This window comes from Massilia niabensis, from assembly GCF_042655085.1.
In the GTDB taxonomy this organism is placed as follows: domain Bacteria; phylum Pseudomonadota; class Gammaproteobacteria; order Burkholderiales; family Burkholderiaceae_D; genus Telluria; species Telluria niabensis.
Map to the genome: position 1 here is coordinate 703185 of NZ_JBHSMU010000015.1, position 19602 is coordinate 722786.

The following is a 19602-nucleotide window of genomic DNA, read 5'->3' on the forward strand; positions in this document are numbered from 1 at the left end:
CATTTCCTTGCCGCGCTGGATATTGGCCCAAGTTGCATACGGCCTGTCATTCGGCATGGACGAATTGATCGGCCCGAATTTGCGGAAATACGATTATTTTTGTTCATCTTTGCCGCAATTCTCACTAAAACTTGCAGTTGAGGTCGCTATAGAGGGGGTGTTAAAATCACCGGCTTTCCGCTCTGCGGTAACAGGAGCGTTCGATGAAACGACTTTTCGATATTGTGGTTGCAACGCTGGCGCTCCTTGTTTTGGCGCTGCCTTTGTTAATCCTTTTTCTGGTTGTACGTAAAAAGCTCGGTAGCCCTGTGCTGTTTCGCCAGGTCCGCCCGGGATTGGGTGGGAAACCATTCGAAATGGTCAAGTTCCGAACCATGTCGGATGCGCGTGGATATGACGGCGAGCTGTTGCCGGACGCCGACCGGCTTTTGCCACTAGGGCGTTGGATGCGCGCTACCAGCCTGGACGAACTTCCTGAACTCTGGAACGTGCTCAAGGGCGATATGAGCCTGGTCGGGCCCCGTCCGCTCTTGATGGAATACCTGCCTCTTTATTCCGCGCTTGAGGCGCGGCGCCATGAGGCCCGTCCCGGGATCACGGGCTGGGCCCAGGTTAATGGGCGCAATGCAATCAGCTGGTCCGATAAATTTAGTTTCGACGTATGGTACGTGGACAACCGTTCGCTTCGGCTCGATATCCGAATCCTGTGGATGACCGTGAAAAAAGTCCTTGTGCGCGACGGCATTAGCGCCGCAGGCGAAGCCACCATGTCGAAATTTACCGGCGAGCATTCGTAAGTTGTCATGATGAGCGAACCAGGCACCATATTAGCCCTGCTCGGTGCGAGCGGCCATGGAAAAGTCGTCGCCGATGCCGCGCTGTGCTCCGGATGGCGCGAAGTAGTCTTTTTTGATGACGCGTGGCCCGCAGTCGTGATGAACGGACCGTGGCCGGTCGCCGGAAACACAGCTGCGTTACTTGCGTGCCTACGGGAGTTTGACGGTGTCGCCGTTTCGATCGGCAATGCTGCGGTTCGGTGCCTGAAACAGTCCGAACTGGCGGACGCCGGCGCCAAGCTCGCGACGATCATTCACCCACGCGCTTGCGTCAGTCAATTCGCCCGAATTTGCGAAGGTTCAGTTGTGATGGCGGGCGCAGTGGTGAATGCCGATGCCAGTATCGGGAAAGCCTGCATTATTAATACTGGAGCCACTGTGGATCACGATTGCAGGCTGGCCGACGGCGCCCACATCAGTCCCGGCGCGCACTTGGCCGGGAACGTCACGGTGGGCGTCAATAGCTGGGTGGGTATTGGTGCAACTGTACGGCAAGGAATCTGTATTGGCGACGGCGCGATGGTCGGGGCGGGTGCAGTGGTCGTGAAACCCGTCGCGGATCGCGCGACCGTGGTCGGTAACCCCGCGGCTCCACTTGCAAAAAAATAATCGGCGCTACAGTCCCGTTTTTTTAATATACATTCAAAGATTCATTCGATGCTTAATACTACATTTTCTCCCTGGCCGAGCTTTACCGTTGAAGAAGGTGATGCTGTTCAACGAGTGCTAATGTCCAATAAAGTGAATTATTGGACCGGGACGGAGTGCCGCGAGTTCGAGAAAGAATTTGCAGCATGGTGCGGTACACAATACGCTGTCGCGTTGAGCAACGGCACCCTGGCATTGGATGTAGCGCTTAAAGCCTTGAACATTGGTCCCGGGGACGAGGTCGTGGTTACTCCACGCACTTTCATTGCAAGCGTTTCATGCGTCGTCAACGCCGGCGCGACGCCTGTCTTCGCCGACGTTGAAACCGATAGTGGAAATATCTCCGCTTCGACCATCGAAAAAGTGCTGACCCCTCGCACAAAAGCGGTCATTTGCGTCCATTTGGCGGGATGGGCTTGCGATATGGATCCAATCATGGCGCTGGCCGGCCAGCACGGCTTCAAGGTGATCGAGGACTGCGCACAAGCGCACGGCGCTAAATACAAAGGCAAGATGGTCGGCTCGATTGGCCATATCGGCGCTTGGAGCTTTTGCCAAGACAAGATCATGACGACCGGCGGCGAAGGCGGGATGGTTACATGCAATGACGAAACCTTGTGGCGGACAATGTGGTCGTTCAAGGACCATGGCAAGAGTTTTGCCGCGGTATATGAGCGCGCGCACGCCCCTGGCTTCCGGTGGCTGCATGAAAGCTTTGGCACCAACTGGCGAATGCTCGAGATGCAAGCAGTGCTGGGCCGTATCCAGCTTCGCCGCATGCCCGAATGGACCGCTGCACGCAAAGCGAATGCTGAAGCAATCCTGAATGTGTGCCGTAGCCACTCGGCAGTACGCGTGCCTGCGATACCCCCTGGCAATACACATGCACATTACAAATGTTACGTATATGTCAAGCCGGAGATGCTTGCCGAAGGCTGGAGCCGGGACCGCATCATCGAAGAAATCGTGGGGCATGGCGTTCCTTGTTTCCAAGGGTCCTGCTCTGAGGTGTATCAGGAGGCAGCATTCGACGACACGGGCTGGCGGCCGGCAGTGCCGATGGCGGGGGCGCGCCTGCTTGGCGAGACCAGCCTGATGTTCCTGGTACACCCGACCTTGACCGGAGCCGAGATCGACAGGACCTGCACGGTGGTCGACCGCGTCCTGGCGATGGCCGCCCGTCGATAATGTTACTTGACGCCATGCGTCGTACCACTGCGATGCCCACCGAGCTATCGTCATTTGGCGAAGCGCGGCGGCACGAAGTCTTTGCTTCCTATGAAGCATTGCAGGCCCACTGGGCCGGAGGATGTAATGATAAATAAAGTAGCGGACCATTTGCTCGCGTTGCCGCGCCCTGCAAAGCGCCTTCTCGCGCTAGCCGTGGACACCGTTATTTGCGCGATGTGTGTCTGGCTGGCCTTTGGTTTGCGCCTCGAGAGCTGGGGACTGGTCGATGAGGCCAGGTTGACGGCCGTCGGCGTCGCCGTCGGCGTAGCGTTGCCGCTGTTCGTCGTCAGCGGGTTCTACCGCGCCATTTTCCGCTACTCCGGCCAGGCGGCTCTTATCGCGCTGGTCAAGGCATGCGTCGCTTTTGGCATCGTGTATTTCGTGTTGTTTTCCTTGATCGCCGTAGACGGGGTTCCGCGTAGCCTCGGCGTTAATGTTCCGGTGCTGCTGTTCGTGATGGTGGGAGCAAGTCGGCTGCTGGCGCGTTATTGGCTCGGCGGCATGTATGTCGGCATCCTTAGACGCAAGAGCCTGCCACAGGTCGTGATTTACGGCGCCGGCACGGCTGGCCGGCAACTCGCCAGTGCCCTGGCCAACAGCCGCGAGATGGTCTTGCGCGCTTTCGTTGACGACTCGCCCAAGCTGCACGGTGCATCGATGAATGGCCTGCTGATCTATGCGCCCTCGCGCCTGTCCGAACTGGTACACGAACGCGGCATAACCGACCTGCTGCTGGCGATGCCTGCGGTCGATCGCGCCCGGCGTTCTGAAGTGGTGCGCTCGATCCAGGCGCTCAAGCTGCCATTGCACGTCCGGACCCTCCCTGACCTGATCGAAATGGCGCAGGGCAAAGTTCATATGCAGGACCTGCACGAGCTCGATATCGAGGACCTACTCGGGCGCGACCCGGTCGCGCCAAACGCCGATCTCCTACACCAGAACATTCGCGGAAAAGTCGTGCTGGTCACCGGCGCAGGCGGTTCCATCGGAAGCGAACTGTGCCGCCAAATCGTCCGGCTGGCACCACATACGCTGCTGCTGGTCGAGGTATCGGAATACGCCCTGTACAGCATCCACCACGAGTTGCAGCGCAAGCTGGGCAATACAGGGCTTCGTATCCTCCCATTGATGGCGTCCGTGCGCGATGAGGCACGGATGCGCGAAATCATGCGCACATGGCGGCCGGACACGGTCTATCATGCAGCCGCGTACAAACATGTGCCACTGGTCGAACATAATCCGGCAGAAGGCGTGCGCAACAATGTGTTGGGTACCTGGGTGACAGCACGGGTGGCCGCCGAATGCCTGGTGAACGACTTCGTACTGATCAGTACCGACAAAGCGGTCCGCCCCACCAACATCATGGGTGCAAGCAAACGCCTGGCCGAAATGGTATTGCAGGGCCTTGCTCAAGGAGGAGGGCGCACGCGTTTCTCGATGGTACGTTTTGGTAACGTACTCGGCTCAAGTGGATCGGTGGTCCCGCTGTTCCGCCAGCAGATCCGTGATGGCGGCCCAATTACCTTGACGCATGCCGACATCACGCGCTACTTCATGACGATCCCGGAAGCGGCGCAGCTGGTCATCCAGGCGGGCGCCATGGCCACGGGCGGTGACGTCTTCGTGCTGGACATGGGCGCGCCTGTACGCATCATCGATCTCGCTCGCCGCATGGTGGAGTTGTCGGGACTGTCTGTGCGAGACGAACATAATCCGGACGGCGACATCGCAGTCGACATCACTGGCCTGCGTCCGGGAGAAAAGCTTTATGAGGAATTACTGATCGGGGACGATCCATCACCAACGCAGCACCCGCGGATCATGAAAGCCCACGACCATGCAATGCGGTGGGACCATTTACAGGAACGGCTGGCGGCACTCGAGGTGGCGCTCAGCCTGAACAATGTCGACCTGATCCGCCAGATACTCGCAGCGCTGGTCTCGGGTTATCGTCCCGCCGACGAAATCGTCGACTGGGTTCACCTCAAACAACTCAGCGATCTGGTCGCGGACGAAAACCGTGCCAATACGGCGGCTGCTGCGACGGCCTAGGACGCGCGCATCAGGGACGGCCAGTTACGCCGGCGTTCAGGAGTAACCGTCGTCCTAGCAACCGACCTGAATTGCAAACCGACTTCTGCATGGTCGCATACGGCGAGGAGGTCTTCTGCCCATTGCGGGAACGTCGGCTCGCCGCCAGCGACCAGTGCGGACTGATATTCCTCGATCGCGTCCCGGGCCATCGTGCGCAGCCGTTCAATCTGAATCATGAGAGTCTCGCCTGGTAAATAAAGTGGAAAAAATGCCTGAATTACTGCTGTCGAGGCCCAAACCCCAGGGCTTCATACGCACTGTGGCTGAGTGTAGCACGCATTATATTTTCTACACGACACGGTTCGCCGGAGCTGCTTCGCGCATGTTAACAGTCGCGTACGACCACAGACGCAGGCCCGGTGCGCCCGATCGTCAGCCCTCGCTCCTCTGTTAAAATTTGCCTAGGGGAACTTTTAAAGTGTATGGACGATGTTGCTTGTACCTTTGAAGAATATCAACTCGCTTCGTATTTGTAGTCTTTGAGAATCATTTTGCTAAAAATCTGTCCTCCCCAGAAAATCCTTCATGTCGGCTGCCTGCTGCTCTCCTGCGGGAATGTATTAGCCGCGACTCCAGGCGTGCAAGGCCAGTCCGGTTATATCAACATGCCAAGTGCCGTCGTCGAAAAGGATGGCACGTTCAGCATGGGCTACTCCTATGACCAGCCTTACAGTTCGCTATGGGTGTCCACGACTGCCTTGCCGTTCCTCCAACTGACGGGGCGGTACGTTGGCATCACCGGCGTTCAAGGTTTTGAAGGCGCGGCCAACGGCTATGGCAGCGAGTATGGCCGCAACAAGGACAAGGTGGTCGACGCCAAGCTGCAGCTGCTGCCCGAAGGCCACTGGATGCCGGCCCTCGCCGTTGGCGCTACCGACTTGCTTGGTACGCAGCTCTTCAAAGGGCGCTACATCGTGGCGACCAAGACGTTCGGGCCGGCGCGAAATATCGAGGTGAGCGTCGGGAGCGGCTCACCGCGACCGGACGGCCTGTTCGCCGGCGCGCGTTGGTCGTCGCTTGGCGTACCTGGGTTGTCCTTGGTGGCGGAATACGATGCGAACGACTACAAGAACGATTACCGGGCCGATCGAACGGCGGCAGGCGAGCGCTCCGCCGGGCCCGTTTTAGGGCTGGAATACCGCTGGGGCTGGCTCGGCGCGCAAATCGCGCGCCACCGTGATCACTTCAGCGCGAATGCCTACGTCAGCATCCCGTTCTCGGAACGCGAATTCCTGCCGAAACTGCTGGAGCCGGCTCCCTTCCAGCCCAAGAATGCGCCGGCCCGCGTCAGCGCCGCCGAATGGCAGAAAGACACGCGCCATGGGGCGCAACTGGTACAGGCACTGGCCAAGCAGAACTTCAGGAATATCCGCGTCGAACTCGACAGCGGCACGCTCAGGCTGACGCTGACCAATAATCGTATTTCCAACCTGGGCCGTGCGGTAGGGCGCGCCACGCGCACTGCACTGGCGTTCGCACCGCGGGGCACGCGTTCGATCCACGTTACCTATACCCGGCTCGAGCAACCGGTCGTTACTTACGAATTCTTCGACCTGCAGCGTCTGACCGATTATCTGACGGGCCTCGTCAGCCGCGAAGCCTTCCTGCACACCGTGCTGGTACGCTACTCGACGCCGGCCGACAAGGTGGCGGACGACCAGGCAGGCCTGGTTGCGGCGATGCGCGAAGACGGCAGCGCGCTCGGCGTGCGCGTCAATCACGAAGGCGAAATGGTCCAGCTGAGGTCGGAGGACCGGGAGGCGAACAAGTTCAAGGTCGCGCCGCGGGCCTCGTTCTTCTTCAATGACCCGAGCGGCGCGCTGCGCTACGAGCTGGCGGCAGTGTCCAACTACGACAAACGCCTCGGCGAAGGCCTGTACTTCAACAGTTCATTCAAGCTCAGCCTGCTCGAGAACATTTCGGGGGTAACCCAGGCGTCGAACAGCGAACTGCCGCACGTCCGGAGCGACATTGCGGAATACAAGCGGGGCAGCCGCTTCAAGATCAACCGCGCCCTGTTGAACAAATACATGACCCTCGACGAGCGCCTTTACGCACGCGTCTCCGGCGGGCTGTACGAAGAGATGTATCGCGGTGTGGGCGGCCAGGTCTTGTATCTGCCGAAAGACACCCGCTGGGCGGCCGACCTGACCGTCGACGCCCTCGAGCAGCGCGGCTTCAAAGGCCTGTTCGACAAGCGCGATTACCGCACTGTCACCGCGCTCGGCGCCATGCATTACCGGCTGCCCTACGACATTACGGTAACGGCGAGAGCCGGACGTTTTCTTGCGAAGGATGAAGGGGTGCGCCTGGAGTTCAAGCGCCGCCTGCGTTCCGGTGTTGAAATCGGCGCCTGGTACACCAAGACGAATGGCAACGATATTACGAGTCCGGGCACGCCGAGCGATCCCTACAACGACAAGGGCATCTTCCTGTCGGTTCCGCTGAACATCATGCTGCTGTCCGATACCCAGTCCACGGCCGGTTTCGCCATTTCGCCCTGGACGCGCGACGTCGGCCAGATGGTTGCCAGCCCGGGAGACCTGTACGAGATCATGGAAGATGTGCGCCGCGACCTGGTGACTGTCGACGGCCTTGGTAATTTCGCGGAACGCAAGGACGAGCAGAATCACCCGGGCGTCAATCCGGCGCTGCGCACGATGCCGAGCCCATGGCCCGAATTCCGCTGGCGCGTGGAGCAATCGGTATCCACCTCGCCGACCTTGCCGCAATGGGCAAAAGGGACGATGCTGGCGGGCGGCGCCGTGCTGGCGGGTGCGGCGCTCGATAAACCGGTCGACCGGTTTGTCAGCAAGCACCAGGGCACGCGTGCCATGGATGCCTGGGGCGATGTCGGCACGGCCATGCCGGCCGTACTCGCCGGTGCCGCCGCCGGCGCGGTCGCCTTTGGCGATTCGCGCATGCAAAACATCGGCCTCATTTCGCTGCAATCGATCGGCGCCTCGGCCGGCATGTCGATGCTGACCAAGCGTATTGTGGGGCGGACGCGTCCAGGCGAAGCGCAGGGCGCCTGCGGCTGCACGTTCAGCCGTTCGGACAAGCGCTCGGATACTTCCTTCCCATCGAATCACGCGGCAGTGGCATTCGCCGCCGTTACGCCATTTGCCCAGGAATATGATGCGCCGTGGCTGTATGGATTGGCAGCCGTCGGTTCGCTCGGGCGAGTCGCGGATCGGAAACATTGGGTATCCGATGTCGTGGCAGGGGGTGTTGTCGGGTATGCGATCGGCAGCTGGTTGTGGCAAGCGCAGCGCGATAATTCGCGATCGCAGTTTGCGGTAATGCCCGGTGCAAAATCCTTGAGCGCCAGCTGGAACACCGCTTACTGATCAGGGGACGCAAGGCAGATAAAAGAATGGCCGCTTTCGCGGCCATTCTTTATCCATCCACATCCCGGGGCATAAAGCCCGTCTGGATTAGTGGTGGGTAGGCGTTGCGTGGCTTGGGGTCGAGTCGTCGTCGTTGCTGGCAACGACGGCAACGGTTGCTGCGACAGCAACGCCGACAGCAACCAGGGCGCCGGTCGACAGGCCGGTGGCAGCCGACAGGCTAGCCATAGGACCGGTTGCAGCTGGAGCGGCTGCTGCCGGTGCAGGGGTCGCCGGTGCGGCTGGGGTTTCGGTGGTTTGTGCAAATGCTTGGGCCGAGACCAGGCTCAGGGCTGCGCTCAGGGCGAGGAGCTTCTTCATGTGATAGTCCTTATTTACGATTAACAGAGAGTCTGTTGGGTGCAATGATTGCTCCATAATTATAACAACTAAAACTTGTTGCTTTTGGAAAAAAGAAACCTTCGTTGTTTCTAACCCATAACTATCGGTACGGCGGTAGTGGATATGGCCGACAATAAACGAGGTGTCGTCCCGTCCTTAGGCCTTGCCTTGCTTAACTAGGTGACCTTTAGCTAGTCAAATAACCTGAAGAAACCTATTTAAACGTACGGAAATGAATCAGTAGAAGAGCTGCAAATAAAGTGTAACGGGGTGTAAAAGTGGGTAGGAAAAACGTCTCGGAAATACGTCAAAAGTTGTAATAAAGTGTCTGGAAAGGTTATGAAAAAGTCTAGCGACGCTAGTCGCGACATTCCGCGAAGCCTGGGATTTTTGTTAAATTTCCTTTAAGATCAGGCAGTTGCGTCGCGCAGGCGGCGGCGGATGCGTACTCGGGACGCCTCCACGCACGGCTCGGACCGCTACTGCTTTCTCATGAGAAATGCGATAGAATTCGGCGCTTATAGAAGTGTCATTACGGATCTTGTGGAAACCCAATACATTGCCTTCGAAATTGGCTTGACGGTATCGCTGGTGTGTTCCCTGCTGCTCGTGGCGACAACACGCTGGCATGGCAGGTTCACCCTGGACGCAACGCGTGGCATTCAGAAATTCCACAGCGTCCCCACCCCCCGTATCGGCGGGTTGGCCATCATGCTCGGATTGATCTTTGCCTGCGCCGTCTCGAGCCCGTCGCAGCAAGCCCTGCTCGCGCCCCTCCTGGCCGCGGCGGCCCCGGCGTTCCTGTTCGGTATTGCGGAAGACATGACGCGGCGCGTGTCGATCGGTGCGCGCCTGGTCGCGACCATGGCCAGCGGCGCGGCCTGCTGGGTGCTTACCGGCGCGAGCATCGTCGCCACCGGCATTCCTTTCCTCGACGCGGCGCTGGCCTGGCTGCCGCTGTCGGTCCTGTTCACGGCGTTTGCCGTGGGCGGTCTCGCCAATGCCGTCAACATCATCGACGGCTTCAATGGCCTGGCGAGCGGCACCGTCATCATCGGCCTGGCTGCGCTCGGCGTCATCGCCCTCGAGTGCGGCGACGTCGAACTGGCCCAGCTCTGCTTTACCGTGTGCGCAGTCACGGCCGGCTTTTTCCTGGTGAACTTCCCGTTCGGAAAATTGTTTCTCGGCGACGGTGGCGCCTACCTGCTCGGCTTCCTGCTGGCGTGGCTGGCGGTGATGCTCGTCCACCGCAATCCGGACGTGTCGCCGTGGGCGCCGCTGCTGGCCTGCGCCTATCCGGTCTTCGAGACCGTGTTCACGATCGTGCGCCGCCTGTGGTGCCGCCGGCATCCAGGCCGGCCCGACAGCTGCCACCTGCACAGCCTAGTGAAAATTGCGATCGCCGGCCGCTATTTCCGCAAGTTCAGTGCGCCGATGCGCAATGCCCTGGTCTCGCCGTTCTCGTGGATCCTGGCCGCAGTGCCGGCGCTGCTGGCGGTGAGTGCACCGCGCGATTCAGGCGCGTTGACGCAGGCGACGCTCGCCAGCTTCGCTCTTTACCTGGCCTTCTACTGGTACGTGGCGTCCGCTTCACGTGCCCGCCGTCGCCGCGCGACGCGGCCCCCGGCACGCAACGTCAGCCTGGACAATAGCGACGCAGAAACCGCCTCGTTGCGGGCTTGACCCCTCCGCGGCGCCGCTTGCCTGCCTGGCGAACCGGCCCACACCCCCGCTTTTTTCCCGTTCCCGTGCCGTTCGGCCCGAATTGACGGGGCTTTCCCTCCTTGTTTTGCTTATAGCCGTACGGCAATAGCAGCGATAATTCGATCTTGTGCGAATTGACGTAAACAACGGAGCGGGACATGGCGGAAGACAGCGGCGCGGAAAAGACAGAAGACGCGTCTCCCAGAAGACTGGAGAAAGCACGCGAGGACGGCGACGTTCCCCGTTCGCGCGAGCTCGCCACCTTCGCTGTCCTGATCACGGCCGGCGCCGGCCTGTGGATGACCGGCGGCAGCCTTGTCGGCCGCCTGTCCGCCGCGCTCGAGTCGGGCCTCTCCCTGGACCGCGAGCAAATCTACAATCCGAATGTCCTGCTCGAGCGCATCGCCAACGACGTCGGCGGCGTGATGCTGGCCTGCCTGCCGCTGGCGTTCGCCATCATGCTCGTCGCGCTGGCTGCGCCCCTGCTGATCGGCGGCTTCAACTTCAGCTCGAAAGCCTTCATGCCGAACTTCATGAAGCTCAATCCGATCAGTGGCCTCGGCAATATGTTCTCCGCCAACGCCATGGTCGAATTCCTGAAAGCCATCGCCAAGACCCTGCTGGTGGGCAGCGTCGCCTGGGTCGTCCTGATGAGCCAGAAGGAAGCGGTGCTGGGCCTGGCCGTCGAGCCGCTTGGCGCCGGCACCGGCCACGTGGCCGACCTGATGGCGCGCGCTTTCCTGTTCATCGTCGGTTCGCTCGGCCTGATCGCCCTGATCGACGCCCCCTACCAGGTCTGGCATTACAACAACAAGCTCAAGATGACGCGCCAGGAAATGATCCAGGAGTCGAAGGAGTCTGACGGCAATCCGCAGATCAAGGCCAAGATTCGCCAGATGCAGCGGCAAATGGCGCGCAACCGCATGATGCAGAATGTGCCCACTGCCGACGTCGTGGTGACCAACCCGACCCACTACGCCGTCGCCCTGAAGTACAGCGACGGCCAGCAGGGCGCGCCGCGCGTCGTCGCCAAGGGCGCCGACGAGGTTGCCGCCAAGATCCGCGAACTGGCGAAGGAACACAAGGTCGCGCTGCTGGAAGCGCCGGCCCTGGCCCGTGCGCTGTACAAGCACACCGAGATCGACGACGAAATCCCCGAAAAGCTGTACTCGGCGGTGGCCGAAGTGCTGGCCTATGTGTTCCAGCTGCGCAATTACAGCAAGGCCGGCGGCCAGTACCCGGACCGCCCGACCAAACTGCCGGTGCCGCCGGAGATGGACCCGCTGAACCCGGCCTCACAGGCCAACCCTGATACGAATAACGGAGCACATTGATGAACAGTTTGAGATTGCCGGCCTGGTTGAACGGCATGGGCGCGAAGGGCAGCGCCCTGGCCGCGCCGGTCCTGATCATCCTGCTGCTGGCGATGATGATCCTGCCGCTGCCGGCCTTCGTCCTCGACCTGTTCTTCAGTTTTAATATCGCGCTGTCGGTAATCATCCTGCTCACCGCCTTGTACACGGTGCGCCCGCTCGACTTCATGGCCTTCCCGGCGATCCTGCTGGTGTCGACCATGCTGCGCCTGGCGCTGAATGTGGCTTCTACCCGCATCGTGCTGACCGAAGGCCACACCGGCGGCGCGGCGGCCGGCAAGGTCATCGAGGCCTTCGGCCACTTCCTGATCGGCGGTAACTATACGGTCGGTATCGTCGTGTTCGTCATTCTTACGATCATCAACTTCACCGTCGTCACCAAGGGCGCGGGCCGTATCGCCGAAGTCGGCGCGCGCTTCGCCCTGGACGCAATGCCGGGCAAGCAGATGGCGATCGATGCCGACCTGAACGCCGGCATGATCACCGAGCCGGAAGCGCGCAAGCGCCGCACGGAGGTGGCGCAGGAAGCCGAATTCTATGGCGCCATGGACGGTGCCTCGAAATACGTCAAGGGCGACGCGGTGGCCGGCATCATGGTCACCCTGATCAACGTCATCGGCGGCCTGATCGTTGGCGTGGTGCAGCACGACATGTCGGTCGGCGACGCGGCGAAAACCTACACGCTGCTGGCCATCGGCGACGGCCTGGTGGCGCAGATTCCATCGCTGATCATCTCGATCGCGGCCGGTATGGTGGTCTCGCGCGTGGCCAACGACCAGGACATCGGCGGCCAGATGATGGGCCAGCTGTTCGCCAAGCCGGAAGTGCTGTACATCACCGGCGGCATCATCGCCGGCATGGGCCTGATCCCGGGCATGCCGAACCTGGTGTTCCTGCTGCTGGGCGCCGTGCTTGGGGGCAGCGGCTACCTGCTGGCCAAGCGGGCCAGGGCGGCGCCGCAGAGGGAGGCCGAAGCCGCTGCCGAAGAAGCGGCGGGCAGCGCCGGGCGCAGCGGCACCACCGAGGCCGAAGAAGCGACCTGGCAGGACATCATGCCGGTCGACACGCTCGGCCTGGAAGTGGGCTACCGCCTGATCCCGCTGGTCGACAAGGCGCAGGGCGGCGAGCTGCTCAAGCGCATCAAGGGCATCCGCAAGAAGTTCGCGCAGGAAGTCGGCTTCCTGGCCCCGCCGGTGCACATCCGCGACAACCTGGAACTGAAACCGTCGGCCTACCGCATCACGCTCAAGGGCGTGGAAGTGGGCAGCGGCGAGGCGATCAACGGTCAGTTCCTGGCGATCAACCCGGGCATGGCCAGCGGCACGCTGCCGGGCCAGGCGACGACCGACCCGGCGTTCGGCTTGCCGGCCGTCTGGATCGATGCCGGTCTGCGCGACGAGGCGCAGAACCTGGGCTATACCGTGGTGGACGCCGGCACCGTGGTGGCGACCCACCTGAACCACCTGATCACGATGCACGCCTCGGAACTGCTGGGCCGCATGGAAGTCCAGGCATTGCTGGACCATCTGGGCAAGGACACGCCGAAGCTGGTGGAAGACCTGGTGCCGAAGGTAGTATCGCTGGCGACGCTGCAGAAAGTGCTGCAGAACCTGTTGCTGGAAGGCGTGCACATCCGCGACATGCGCACCATCATCGAGACCCTGTCTGAGCATTCGAACGGCACCCAGGATCCGGGCGATTTGACCGCCCTGGTACGGATTGCACTTGGGAGGGCCATCGTCCAGCAGCTGTTCCCGGGCACCAACGAACTGAGCGTGATGACGCTGGATAACCGCCTCGAGCGGTTGCTGATGCAGGCGCTGGGCGCCGGCGGCGATGGTACCGGCATCGAGCCGGGCCTGGCCGACACCATCGCCCAGCAGGCGCACAACGCGGCGCAGCAGCAGGAGGCGATGGGGCATACGCCGGTGCTGCTGGTGCCGGGTCCGCTGCGCGTGCTGCTGTCGCGCTTCCTGCGGCGCGCGCTGCCGCAGTTGAAGGTGCTGTCGCATTCGGAAATCCCGGAGACGAAGACGATTCGGGTGACGAGCCTGGTGGGGGCAGGGTAATCGACGGCAGGGCGCCCTGGCGCATTGCCACTCCCATTGCAGTCCCGGCCGGCCACGTATAATCCGCGTATCGCTTGCAGAGCGACCGGGCGATCGTGAGGAGTGGCAGATGATTTTGGTAACGGGCGGGGCAGGATTCATCGGTGCGAACTTCGTGCTTGACTGGCTCGCGCAGTCGGCCGAACCGGTGGTGAACCTCGACAAGCTGACCTATGCGGGCAACCTCGACAACCTGGCCGGATTGCAGGGCAGGCCCGAACACTGTTTTGTCCGCGGCGATATCGGCGACCGTGCACTGGTCGCGGAGCTCCTGCAGCGCCACCGGCCGCGCGCCATCATCCATTTTGCGGCCGAAAGCCATGTGGACAGGAGTATCGACGGCCCGGAGGACTTCGTGCGGACGAATGTGCTCGGAACCTTCCAGTTACTGGAGGCTGCGCGCGCGTATCGGGACGGTTTGCCCGAGCCGGAGGGGCGCCGGTTCCGCTTCCTCCACATTTCCACGGACGAGGTCTACGGCTCGCTGCTCGATGATGACCCGGCCTTCCAGGAAACGAACCGCTATCTGCCCAACAGTCCTTATTCGGCCAGCAAGGCGGCAAGCGACCACCTGGTGCGCGCCTATTACGCAACCTATGGCTTGCCGGTACTGACGACCAACTGCTCCAACAATTACGGTCCTTACCAGTTTCCGGAAAAGCTGATTCCCCTGTGTATCGAGCGCGCACTCGCAGGCGAGGCATTGCCCATCTATGGAGATGGCCGGCAGGTACGCGACTGGCTGTATGTAAAGGACCACTGCACGGCCCTGCGTTCTGTACTTGCCAATGGGACGGTAGGGGAGGTCTACAATATCGGCGGGAGCAGCGAGCGCACCAATCTCGAAGTGGCCGAGGCGCTGTGCGCTATTCTCGATGAGCTCCATCCGCGTGCCGGCGGCGCACCCTACCGTGGGCAAATACGCTTCGTCGAAGACCGGCCCGGACACGACCGCCGCTATGCCGTCGATGCCGGGAAACTGACCAGCGCTACCGGATGGCAGCCGGCGGAAAGTTTCGAGACCGGCCTGCGCAAGACGGTGCAATGGTATCTTGATCACCGCGCATGGGTAGGCAGGGTGGCCGACGGCAGCTATCGGCAAGCAGGCGCATAGGCAGGCATCGCATGAAGATCCTACTGACGGGCAAGGACGGGCAGGTCGGGTTCGAGCTGCAGCGCGCGCTGGCGCCGCTCGCTAGCGTGACGGCAGTCGGCCGTGCTTCCTGTGACCTGGCAAACGAGGCGGCCCTGCGCGCCCTGGTGCGCGCGGTCCGCCCGGACGTGATCGTCAACGCCGCGGCTTATACGGCGGTCGACAAGGCAGAGTCCGACCAGGCGGAGGCCTTCGCCGTCAACACTGCGGCCCCGCGCGTCCTGGGCGAAGAGGCGGCGCGCGCTGGCGCATTGGTCCTGCATTTTTCGACCGACTATGTATTCAGCGGCGAGCAGGAGCGGCCCTATACCGAGCGCGATATGCCGGACCCGTGCAATGTCTATGGGCTCAGCAAGTACCAGGGCGAACTGGCGCTGCGTGACGCCTGCGCGCGCCACCTGGTCCTGCGTACCAGCTGGGTACTCGGTGCGCACGGCCGCAACTTCGCCAGGACCGTACTGCGCCTGGGGAGGGAGCGCGACGCCTTCGGGGTGGTGGCGGACCAGCATGGCGCACCAACCCCGGCAGCCTTGTTGGCCGACCTGTGCGCCCATCTGCTGCGCCAGTATGGGCAAAGGCAGGATCTTCCGTTCGGCACCTATCATGTCGCGGCGGGCGGCACGACGACCTGGTATGACTACGCGCGTTTCGTACTCGGCCAGGCGCGAGCCTCAGGCAAGCCCTTGAAAGCAGGCCCCGACGGCGTGCGGGCCCTGGACACGCAGGCCTACCCGACGCCGGCAAAACGTCCCCGCAGTTCGCGCCTCGATACGGCGCTCTTTTGCACGACGTTCGGCTTGCGCCTGCCGCCGTGGGAAGAGGGTGTGCAACACGTGCTGCAACAGATTCTGGAAAGTGACTTATGGTGAAACGCAAGGGCATCATCCTCGCTGGTGGCAGCGGTACCCGCCTGTACCCGGTCACCCAGGCGATCAGCAAGCAGCTGATGCCGGTGTACGACAAGCCGATGATTTATTATCCGCTCAGCGTGCTGATGTTGAGCGGCATTCGCGAGGTGCTGGTCATCAGTACGCCGCACGACCTGCCGCTGTTTGCGCAATTGCTCGGCGACGGCAGCCGCTGGGGCATGGACATCCGCTATACCGAACAGCCCAGTCCCGACGGCCTGGCGCAAGCCTTCATTCTCGGCAAGAATTTCATCGACGGCGCGCCCAGCGCGCTGGTGTTAGGGGACAACATCTTCTACGGGCACGACCTCGTCAAGCCGCTTGCCGCGGCCCACGCGCGAATCGAGGCCGCCACCATCTTTGCCTATCACGTGAGCAATCCCGAGCGATATGGGGTGATCGACTTCGACAAGGACCAGCGCCCGGTCAGCATCGAGGAAAAGCCGGCGTTGCCAAAATCGAGCTATGCCGTCACAGGGCTGTATTTCTACGATCGCCAGGCCTGCGACCTGGCTGCCGAACTGCGGCCCTCGGCACGGGGCGAGCTCGAGATTACCGACCTCAACCGGCGTTACCTCGACTTAGGTCTGCTGAACGTCGAGATCATGGGACGCGGCCATGCCTGGCTCGACACCGGCACCCACGACAGCCTGCTGGAAGCAGCGAGCTTCATCGCCACCTTGCAAAAGCGCCAGGGCCTGCAGGTTGCCTGTCCTGAAGAGATTGCCTATCGCCAGGGCTGGATCGATGCTGCGGCCCTGGAGGCGCTCGCCGCGCCCCTGGCGACAAGCGGCTACGGCCGCTACCTGCTCAGTATCTTGAAATAAGCTGAAATGAGGCGCCCATGCCATTGAACGTTATACCGACCGCCATTGCCGACGTGCTGGTACTCGTGCCGCAGGTCTTCGAGGATGATCGCGGCTCTTTTGTCGAAAGCTTCAATGCCCGTGCATTCGCCGCGGCGACCGGGGTAGAGACAACTTTTGTGCAGGACAACCACAGCCTGTCAGGCCGCAGGGTGTTGCGGGGCATGCATTACCAGATTTCCCACCCGCAAGGGAAACTGATCCGCGTAATCGAAGGCAGCGTATTCGATGTCGCGGTCGACCTGCGGCGCTCCTCACCCACCTTCGGGCGATGGGTGGGCGAAGTGTTGAGCGCGGAAAACCGGCGCCAGATGTGGATACCGCCGGGCTTTGCCCATGGTTTCGTCGTCCTCGGCGAGCGCGCGCAATGCCTCTACAAGACGACCGATTACTGGTATCCCGAGTTCGAGCGCACCGTCCTGTGGAACGACCCGGACATCGGTATCGCATGGCCGATTGCATTTGCGCCGCAATTGGCGGACAAGGATGCGAAGGCATTGCCCTTGAGTGCGGTGGAAACGTTTGCCTGGCTCCTTCCATCACCTAAATCGAATTAGCCCACTTTCCCCATCCTTTTCCGCCGATGGTTGCTTCACGGCATCGTCAATAATCTCTTCTGTAAACGGGCAATATCGTCCCGACATGAATTGAACAAGCAGTGCGGAGAATAAGATGAATGTGAAGAAATTTACAGCGGCAACATCCCGGGAAGCCTTGCGCAAGGTGCGCGACGCGCTCGGACCCGACGCCGTCATCCTTTCGAACCGTCCGGTCGACGGCGTGGTCGAGATCCTCGCGCTGGACAACGACGACGTCGCTTCCCTGGCCGCACCCAGCCCGGACTCGGAAATGGCCCAGCCGCAGCCGCGCCTGGATCACCTGCATGCGTTCGAACCGGAAGCGCCCGCTTTCGTGAACCGCCGCAGCAGCGCACCCGCGCCGGTCTCCGCACCCGAACACGTCTACGCCACCCGCCGCGCTCCGCTGCCGCAGCCGGAAACTGAATTCGCCGCCGAACACGGCTACGCCAACCGCCGCGCTCCGCAGCTGGAACCAGGCTTCGACATGGCGGCAATGACGTCGATGATGTCGGCCGCGATCGCCCAGGCCAAGGAATCGGCCGCGCAGGAGATGAGCGGCATGATGCACGAGCTGCGCGCCATGCGCGGCCTGATGGAAACCCAGCTGGCCGAGTTGTCCTGGGGTACCACCACCCAGCGCGAGCCGCAAAAGGCCGCCGTGCTGCGCGAGATGCTCGCCGCCGGCTTCTCGGCGTCGCTGGCACGCTACCTGGTCGACAAGATGCCGGCCAACAAGGACGCCGCCGAGGCGATGCGCTGGATCAAGACGGTGCTGGCCCGTAACCTGACGACGATGGCCGACGAGGACAACCTGCTCGACAAGGGCGGCGTGTTCGCCCTGGTCGGCCCGACCGGCGTCGGCAAGACCACCACCACCGCCAAGCTGGCTGCGCGCTGCGTCATGCGCCACGGGCCGGAAAAGCTGGCCCTGATCACCACCGACGCCTACCGTATCGGCGGCCACGAGCAGCTGCGGATCTACGGCAAGATCCTGGGCGTGATGGTGCACTCGGTGAAAGACGAAGCCGACCTGCGCATCGCCCTGAAAGAGCTGCGCAACAAGCACACCGTGCTGATCGACACCATCGGCGTGTCGCAGCGCGACCAGATGGTGACCGAACAGGTCGCCATGCTGCAGGGCTCGGGCGCCGACGTGAAGCGCCTGCTGTGCCTGAACGCGACGTCCACCAACGAAACCCTGGCCGAAGTCGTGCGCGCCTACCAGGGCAGCGGCCTGCACGGCTGCATCATGACCAAGCTCGACGAAGCGGCATCGATCGGGAACGTGCTGGACGTTGTCATTCGCCAGAAACTGAATCTGCACTACATCTCGAACGGCCAGCGCGTGCCGGAAGACCTGCACCTGGCCGACCGCGCGATGCTGATCGACCGCGCCTTCCGCAGCCGCCGCGAGGCCGCCGCCGCCTTCGACGACGCCGACCTGCCGCTGATGATGGCCGGCGCCGGTGCCCACTGCGGCAACCGCGACGACAGCCTGGGTGGGGTGCGCTTTGGCTAGTTTTGATTTCGACCAGGCCGAAGGCCTGCGCCGGATGCTGGCCGGCCCCAAGCCACGTGTCGTGACCTTCCTGTCCGCCACCCCGAGCGACGACAAGGGCGCCATGCTGGTGAACCTGGGCGCCTCGCTGTCGCAGGCCGGCAATGAAGTGCTGATCGTCGACGCCACCACGCGCGACTATGGCGTCGCGCGCCGCCTCGAGCTGGAACGCCACGCCGGCCTGTTGCAGGTCGCGCGCCAGGAGTGCGCCCTGAACCAGGTCGTCCAAAGCGCGCCCCAGGGTTTTTCGGTGGCGCTGCTGTCGCGCGACGGCGACACGCCCGGCGCGGGAACCGATGAAGCGCGCCGCCTGGCGAAAGCCTTCGATGTGCTGGTGAAAGGGCAGGGCGGCATCGTCATCGTCGATGGCGAACTCCATCGCGACGGCAGCTTTGCCGTGCCGGTACTGGCCGAGTCGGAAATCGTGGTGCAGGTTTCCACTAGTGCTACCTCGATCACCAACGCCTACTCGCTGATCAAGCGCCTGGCCCAGGAATTCGGGCGCCGTCCCTTCGGCATCCTGGTCACCGGGGCCACCGAGGCGGAGGCGAAGGTGGTTTACGATAATATGTCGGCAGCAGCAAGTCGTTACCTTGCGGTAACTTTGACTTCGATGGGCTCGGTGCCCGCCGACGAATACCTGCACCGCGCCGCGCGCCTCGGGCGTGCGGTGGTGGATGCCTTCCCGCTGGCCGGGGCGTCGGTGGCCTTCCGTGAGCTGGCCGGCCGCTTTGCAGCGCCGGACCTCGCCCTGTTTCGACGATTCGAGCGTCAGAGCGGCGCGCATTTAGGTTCCTGAGAAAAAGAACAAG

16 protein-coding genes are annotated in these 19602 nt (G+C 62.2%); 14 read left to right on the forward strand and 2 right to left on the reverse strand.

What is annotated here, in order from left to right:
- The first annotated feature begins 203 nt into the window (after positions 1-203).
- From ACFPN5_RS17580 to ACFPN5_RS17595, 4 genes are all read left to right on the forward strand, one after another.
- On the forward strand, positions 204-797 hold the full coding sequence (locus tag ACFPN5_RS17580; protein ID WP_379785074.1) for a sugar transferase: 594 nt from the start codon (positions 204-206) through the stop codon (positions 795-797).
- Positions 798-803: 6 nt separating this feature from the next.
- Positions 804-1445 (forward strand): acetyltransferase, encoded by a 642-nt coding sequence (locus ACFPN5_RS17585; protein WP_379785075.1) that lies wholly within the window; start codon positions 804-806, stop codon positions 1443-1445.
- A gap of 48 nt (positions 1446-1493) precedes the next feature.
- Entirely contained in the window at positions 1494-2672 is a 1179-nt protein-coding gene (locus tag ACFPN5_RS17590) for a DegT/DnrJ/EryC1/StrS family aminotransferase (protein WP_379785076.1), read from the forward strand.
- Between the two features lie 126 nt (positions 2673-2798).
- Positions 2799-4766: a polysaccharide biosynthesis protein gene (locus tag ACFPN5_RS17595; protein ID WP_379785078.1), complete on the forward strand. Its 1968-nt coding sequence runs from the start codon at positions 2799-2801 to the stop codon at positions 4764-4766.
- Here the strand turns inward: ACFPN5_RS17595 and ACFPN5_RS17600 are convergent.
- A complete protein-coding gene (locus tag ACFPN5_RS17600; protein WP_379785079.1) occupies positions 4763-4984 on the reverse strand; it encodes a hypothetical protein in 222 nt (73 codons plus the stop codon). The two genes, ACFPN5_RS17595 and ACFPN5_RS17600, sit on opposite strands and share 4 nt — an antisense overlap.
- Positions 4985-5386: 402 nt before the next feature.
- On the opposite strand from ACFPN5_RS17600, the gene ACFPN5_RS17605 reads away from it, so the two are divergent.
- Entirely contained in the window at positions 5387-8158 is a 2772-nt protein-coding gene (locus tag ACFPN5_RS17605; RefSeq protein WP_379785080.1) for a YjbH domain-containing protein, read from the forward strand.
- Between the two features lie 87 nt (positions 8159-8245).
- Here the strand turns inward: ACFPN5_RS17605 and ACFPN5_RS17610 are convergent, their stop codons facing one another.
- On the reverse strand, positions 8246-8518 hold the full coding sequence (locus ACFPN5_RS17610; RefSeq protein ID WP_379785081.1) for a hypothetical protein: 273 nt from the start codon (positions 8516-8518) through the stop codon (positions 8246-8248).
- A 732-nt stretch (positions 8519-9250) separates the two neighbouring features.
- On the opposite strand from ACFPN5_RS17610, the gene ACFPN5_RS17615 reads away from it, so the two are divergent.
- From ACFPN5_RS17615 to ACFPN5_RS17655, 9 genes are all read left to right on the forward strand, one after another.
- On the forward strand, positions 9251-10222 hold the full coding sequence (locus ACFPN5_RS17615) for an MraY family glycosyltransferase (RefSeq protein WP_379785082.1): 972 nt from the start codon (positions 9251-9253) through the stop codon (positions 10220-10222).
- 179 nt (positions 10223-10401) lie between these two features.
- A complete protein-coding gene (gene flhB, locus ACFPN5_RS17620) occupies positions 10402-11577 on the forward strand; it encodes a flagellar biosynthesis protein FlhB (protein WP_379785083.1) in 1176 nt (391 codons plus the stop codon).
- Positions 11577-13685, forward strand: coding sequence for a flagellar biosynthesis protein FlhA (gene flhA, locus ACFPN5_RS17625; protein ID WP_379785084.1), 2109 nt, complete (start codon positions 11577-11579; stop codon positions 13683-13685). The genes flhB and flhA overlap by 1 nt, the downstream gene beginning before the upstream one ends.
- 109 nt (positions 13686-13794) lie before the next feature.
- Positions 13795-14838 carry a dTDP-glucose 4,6-dehydratase gene (rfbB, locus tag ACFPN5_RS17630; protein WP_379785085.1) on the forward strand — a complete coding sequence of 348 codons (1044 nt, stop codon included), beginning with the start codon at positions 13795-13797 and terminating at the stop codon, positions 14836-14838.
- An 11-nt stretch (positions 14839-14849) separates the two neighbouring features.
- Positions 14850-15746 carry a dTDP-4-dehydrorhamnose reductase gene (gene rfbD, locus ACFPN5_RS17635; protein WP_379785086.1) on the forward strand — a complete coding sequence of 299 codons (897 nt, stop codon included), beginning with the start codon at positions 14850-14852 and terminating at the stop codon, positions 15744-15746.
- Positions 15743-16612 carry a glucose-1-phosphate thymidylyltransferase RfbA gene (rfbA, locus tag ACFPN5_RS17640; RefSeq protein ID WP_379785735.1) on the forward strand — a complete coding sequence of 290 codons (870 nt, stop codon included), beginning with the start codon at positions 15743-15745 and terminating at the stop codon, positions 16610-16612. The genes rfbD and rfbA overlap by 4 nt, the downstream gene beginning before the upstream one ends.
- A gap of 17 nt (positions 16613-16629) precedes the next feature.
- The gene (rfbC, locus tag ACFPN5_RS17645) at positions 16630-17208 is read left to right on the forward strand and encodes a dTDP-4-dehydrorhamnose 3,5-epimerase (RefSeq protein WP_379785087.1); all 579 of its coding nucleotides are present in this window, start codon (positions 16630-16632) and stop codon (positions 17206-17208) included.
- 115 nt (positions 17209-17323) lie between these two features.
- Positions 17324-18751, forward strand: coding sequence for a flagellar biosynthesis protein FlhF (gene flhF / locus ACFPN5_RS17650; RefSeq protein ID WP_379785088.1), 1428 nt, complete (start codon positions 17324-17326; stop codon positions 18749-18751).
- Positions 18744-19589 (forward strand): MinD/ParA family ATP-binding protein, encoded by an 846-nt coding sequence (locus ACFPN5_RS17655; protein ID WP_379785089.1) that lies wholly within the window; start codon positions 18744-18746, stop codon positions 19587-19589. The genes flhF and ACFPN5_RS17655 overlap by 8 nt, the downstream gene beginning before the upstream one ends.
- Positions 19590-19602: the final 13 nt, after the last annotated feature.

Coding starts and splice junctions, on each gene's coding strand:
- ACFPN5_RS17580 (WP_379785074.1), top strand. CDS start 204: ATGAAACGACTTTTCGATATTGTGGTTGCAACGCTGGCGCTCCTTGTT.
- ACFPN5_RS17585 (WP_379785075.1), top strand. CDS start 804: ATGATGAGCGAACCAGGCACCATATTAGCCCTGCTCGGTGCGAGCGGC.
- ACFPN5_RS17590 (WP_379785076.1), top strand. CDS start 1,494: ATGCTTAATACTACATTTTCTCCCTGGCCGAGCTTTACCGTTGAAGAA.
- ACFPN5_RS17595 (WP_379785078.1), top strand. CDS start 2,799: ATGATAAATAAAGTAGCGGACCATTTGCTCGCGTTGCCGCGCCCTGCA.
- ACFPN5_RS17600 (WP_379785079.1), bottom strand. CDS start 4,984: ATGATTCAGATTGAACGGCTGCGCACGATGGCCCGGGACGCGATCGAG.
- ACFPN5_RS17610 (WP_379785081.1), bottom strand. CDS start 8,518: ATGAAGAAGCTCCTCGCCCTGAGCGCAGCCCTGAGCCTGGTCTCGGCC.
- ACFPN5_RS17615 (WP_379785082.1), top strand. CDS start 9,251: ATGCTCGGATTGATCTTTGCCTGCGCCGTCTCGAGCCCGTCGCAGCAA.
- flhB (WP_379785083.1), top strand. CDS start 10,402: ATGGCGGAAGACAGCGGCGCGGAAAAGACAGAAGACGCGTCTCCCAGA.
- flhA (WP_379785084.1), top strand. CDS start 11,577: ATGAACAGTTTGAGATTGCCGGCCTGGTTGAACGGCATGGGCGCGAAG.
- rfbB (WP_379785085.1), top strand. CDS start 13,795: ATGATTTTGGTAACGGGCGGGGCAGGATTCATCGGTGCGAACTTCGTG.
- rfbD (WP_379785086.1), top strand. CDS start 14,850: ATGAAGATCCTACTGACGGGCAAGGACGGGCAGGTCGGGTTCGAGCTG.
- rfbC (WP_379785087.1), top strand. CDS start 16,630: ATGCCATTGAACGTTATACCGACCGCCATTGCCGACGTGCTGGTACTC.
- flhF (WP_379785088.1), top strand. CDS start 17,324: ATGAATGTGAAGAAATTTACAGCGGCAACATCCCGGGAAGCCTTGCGC.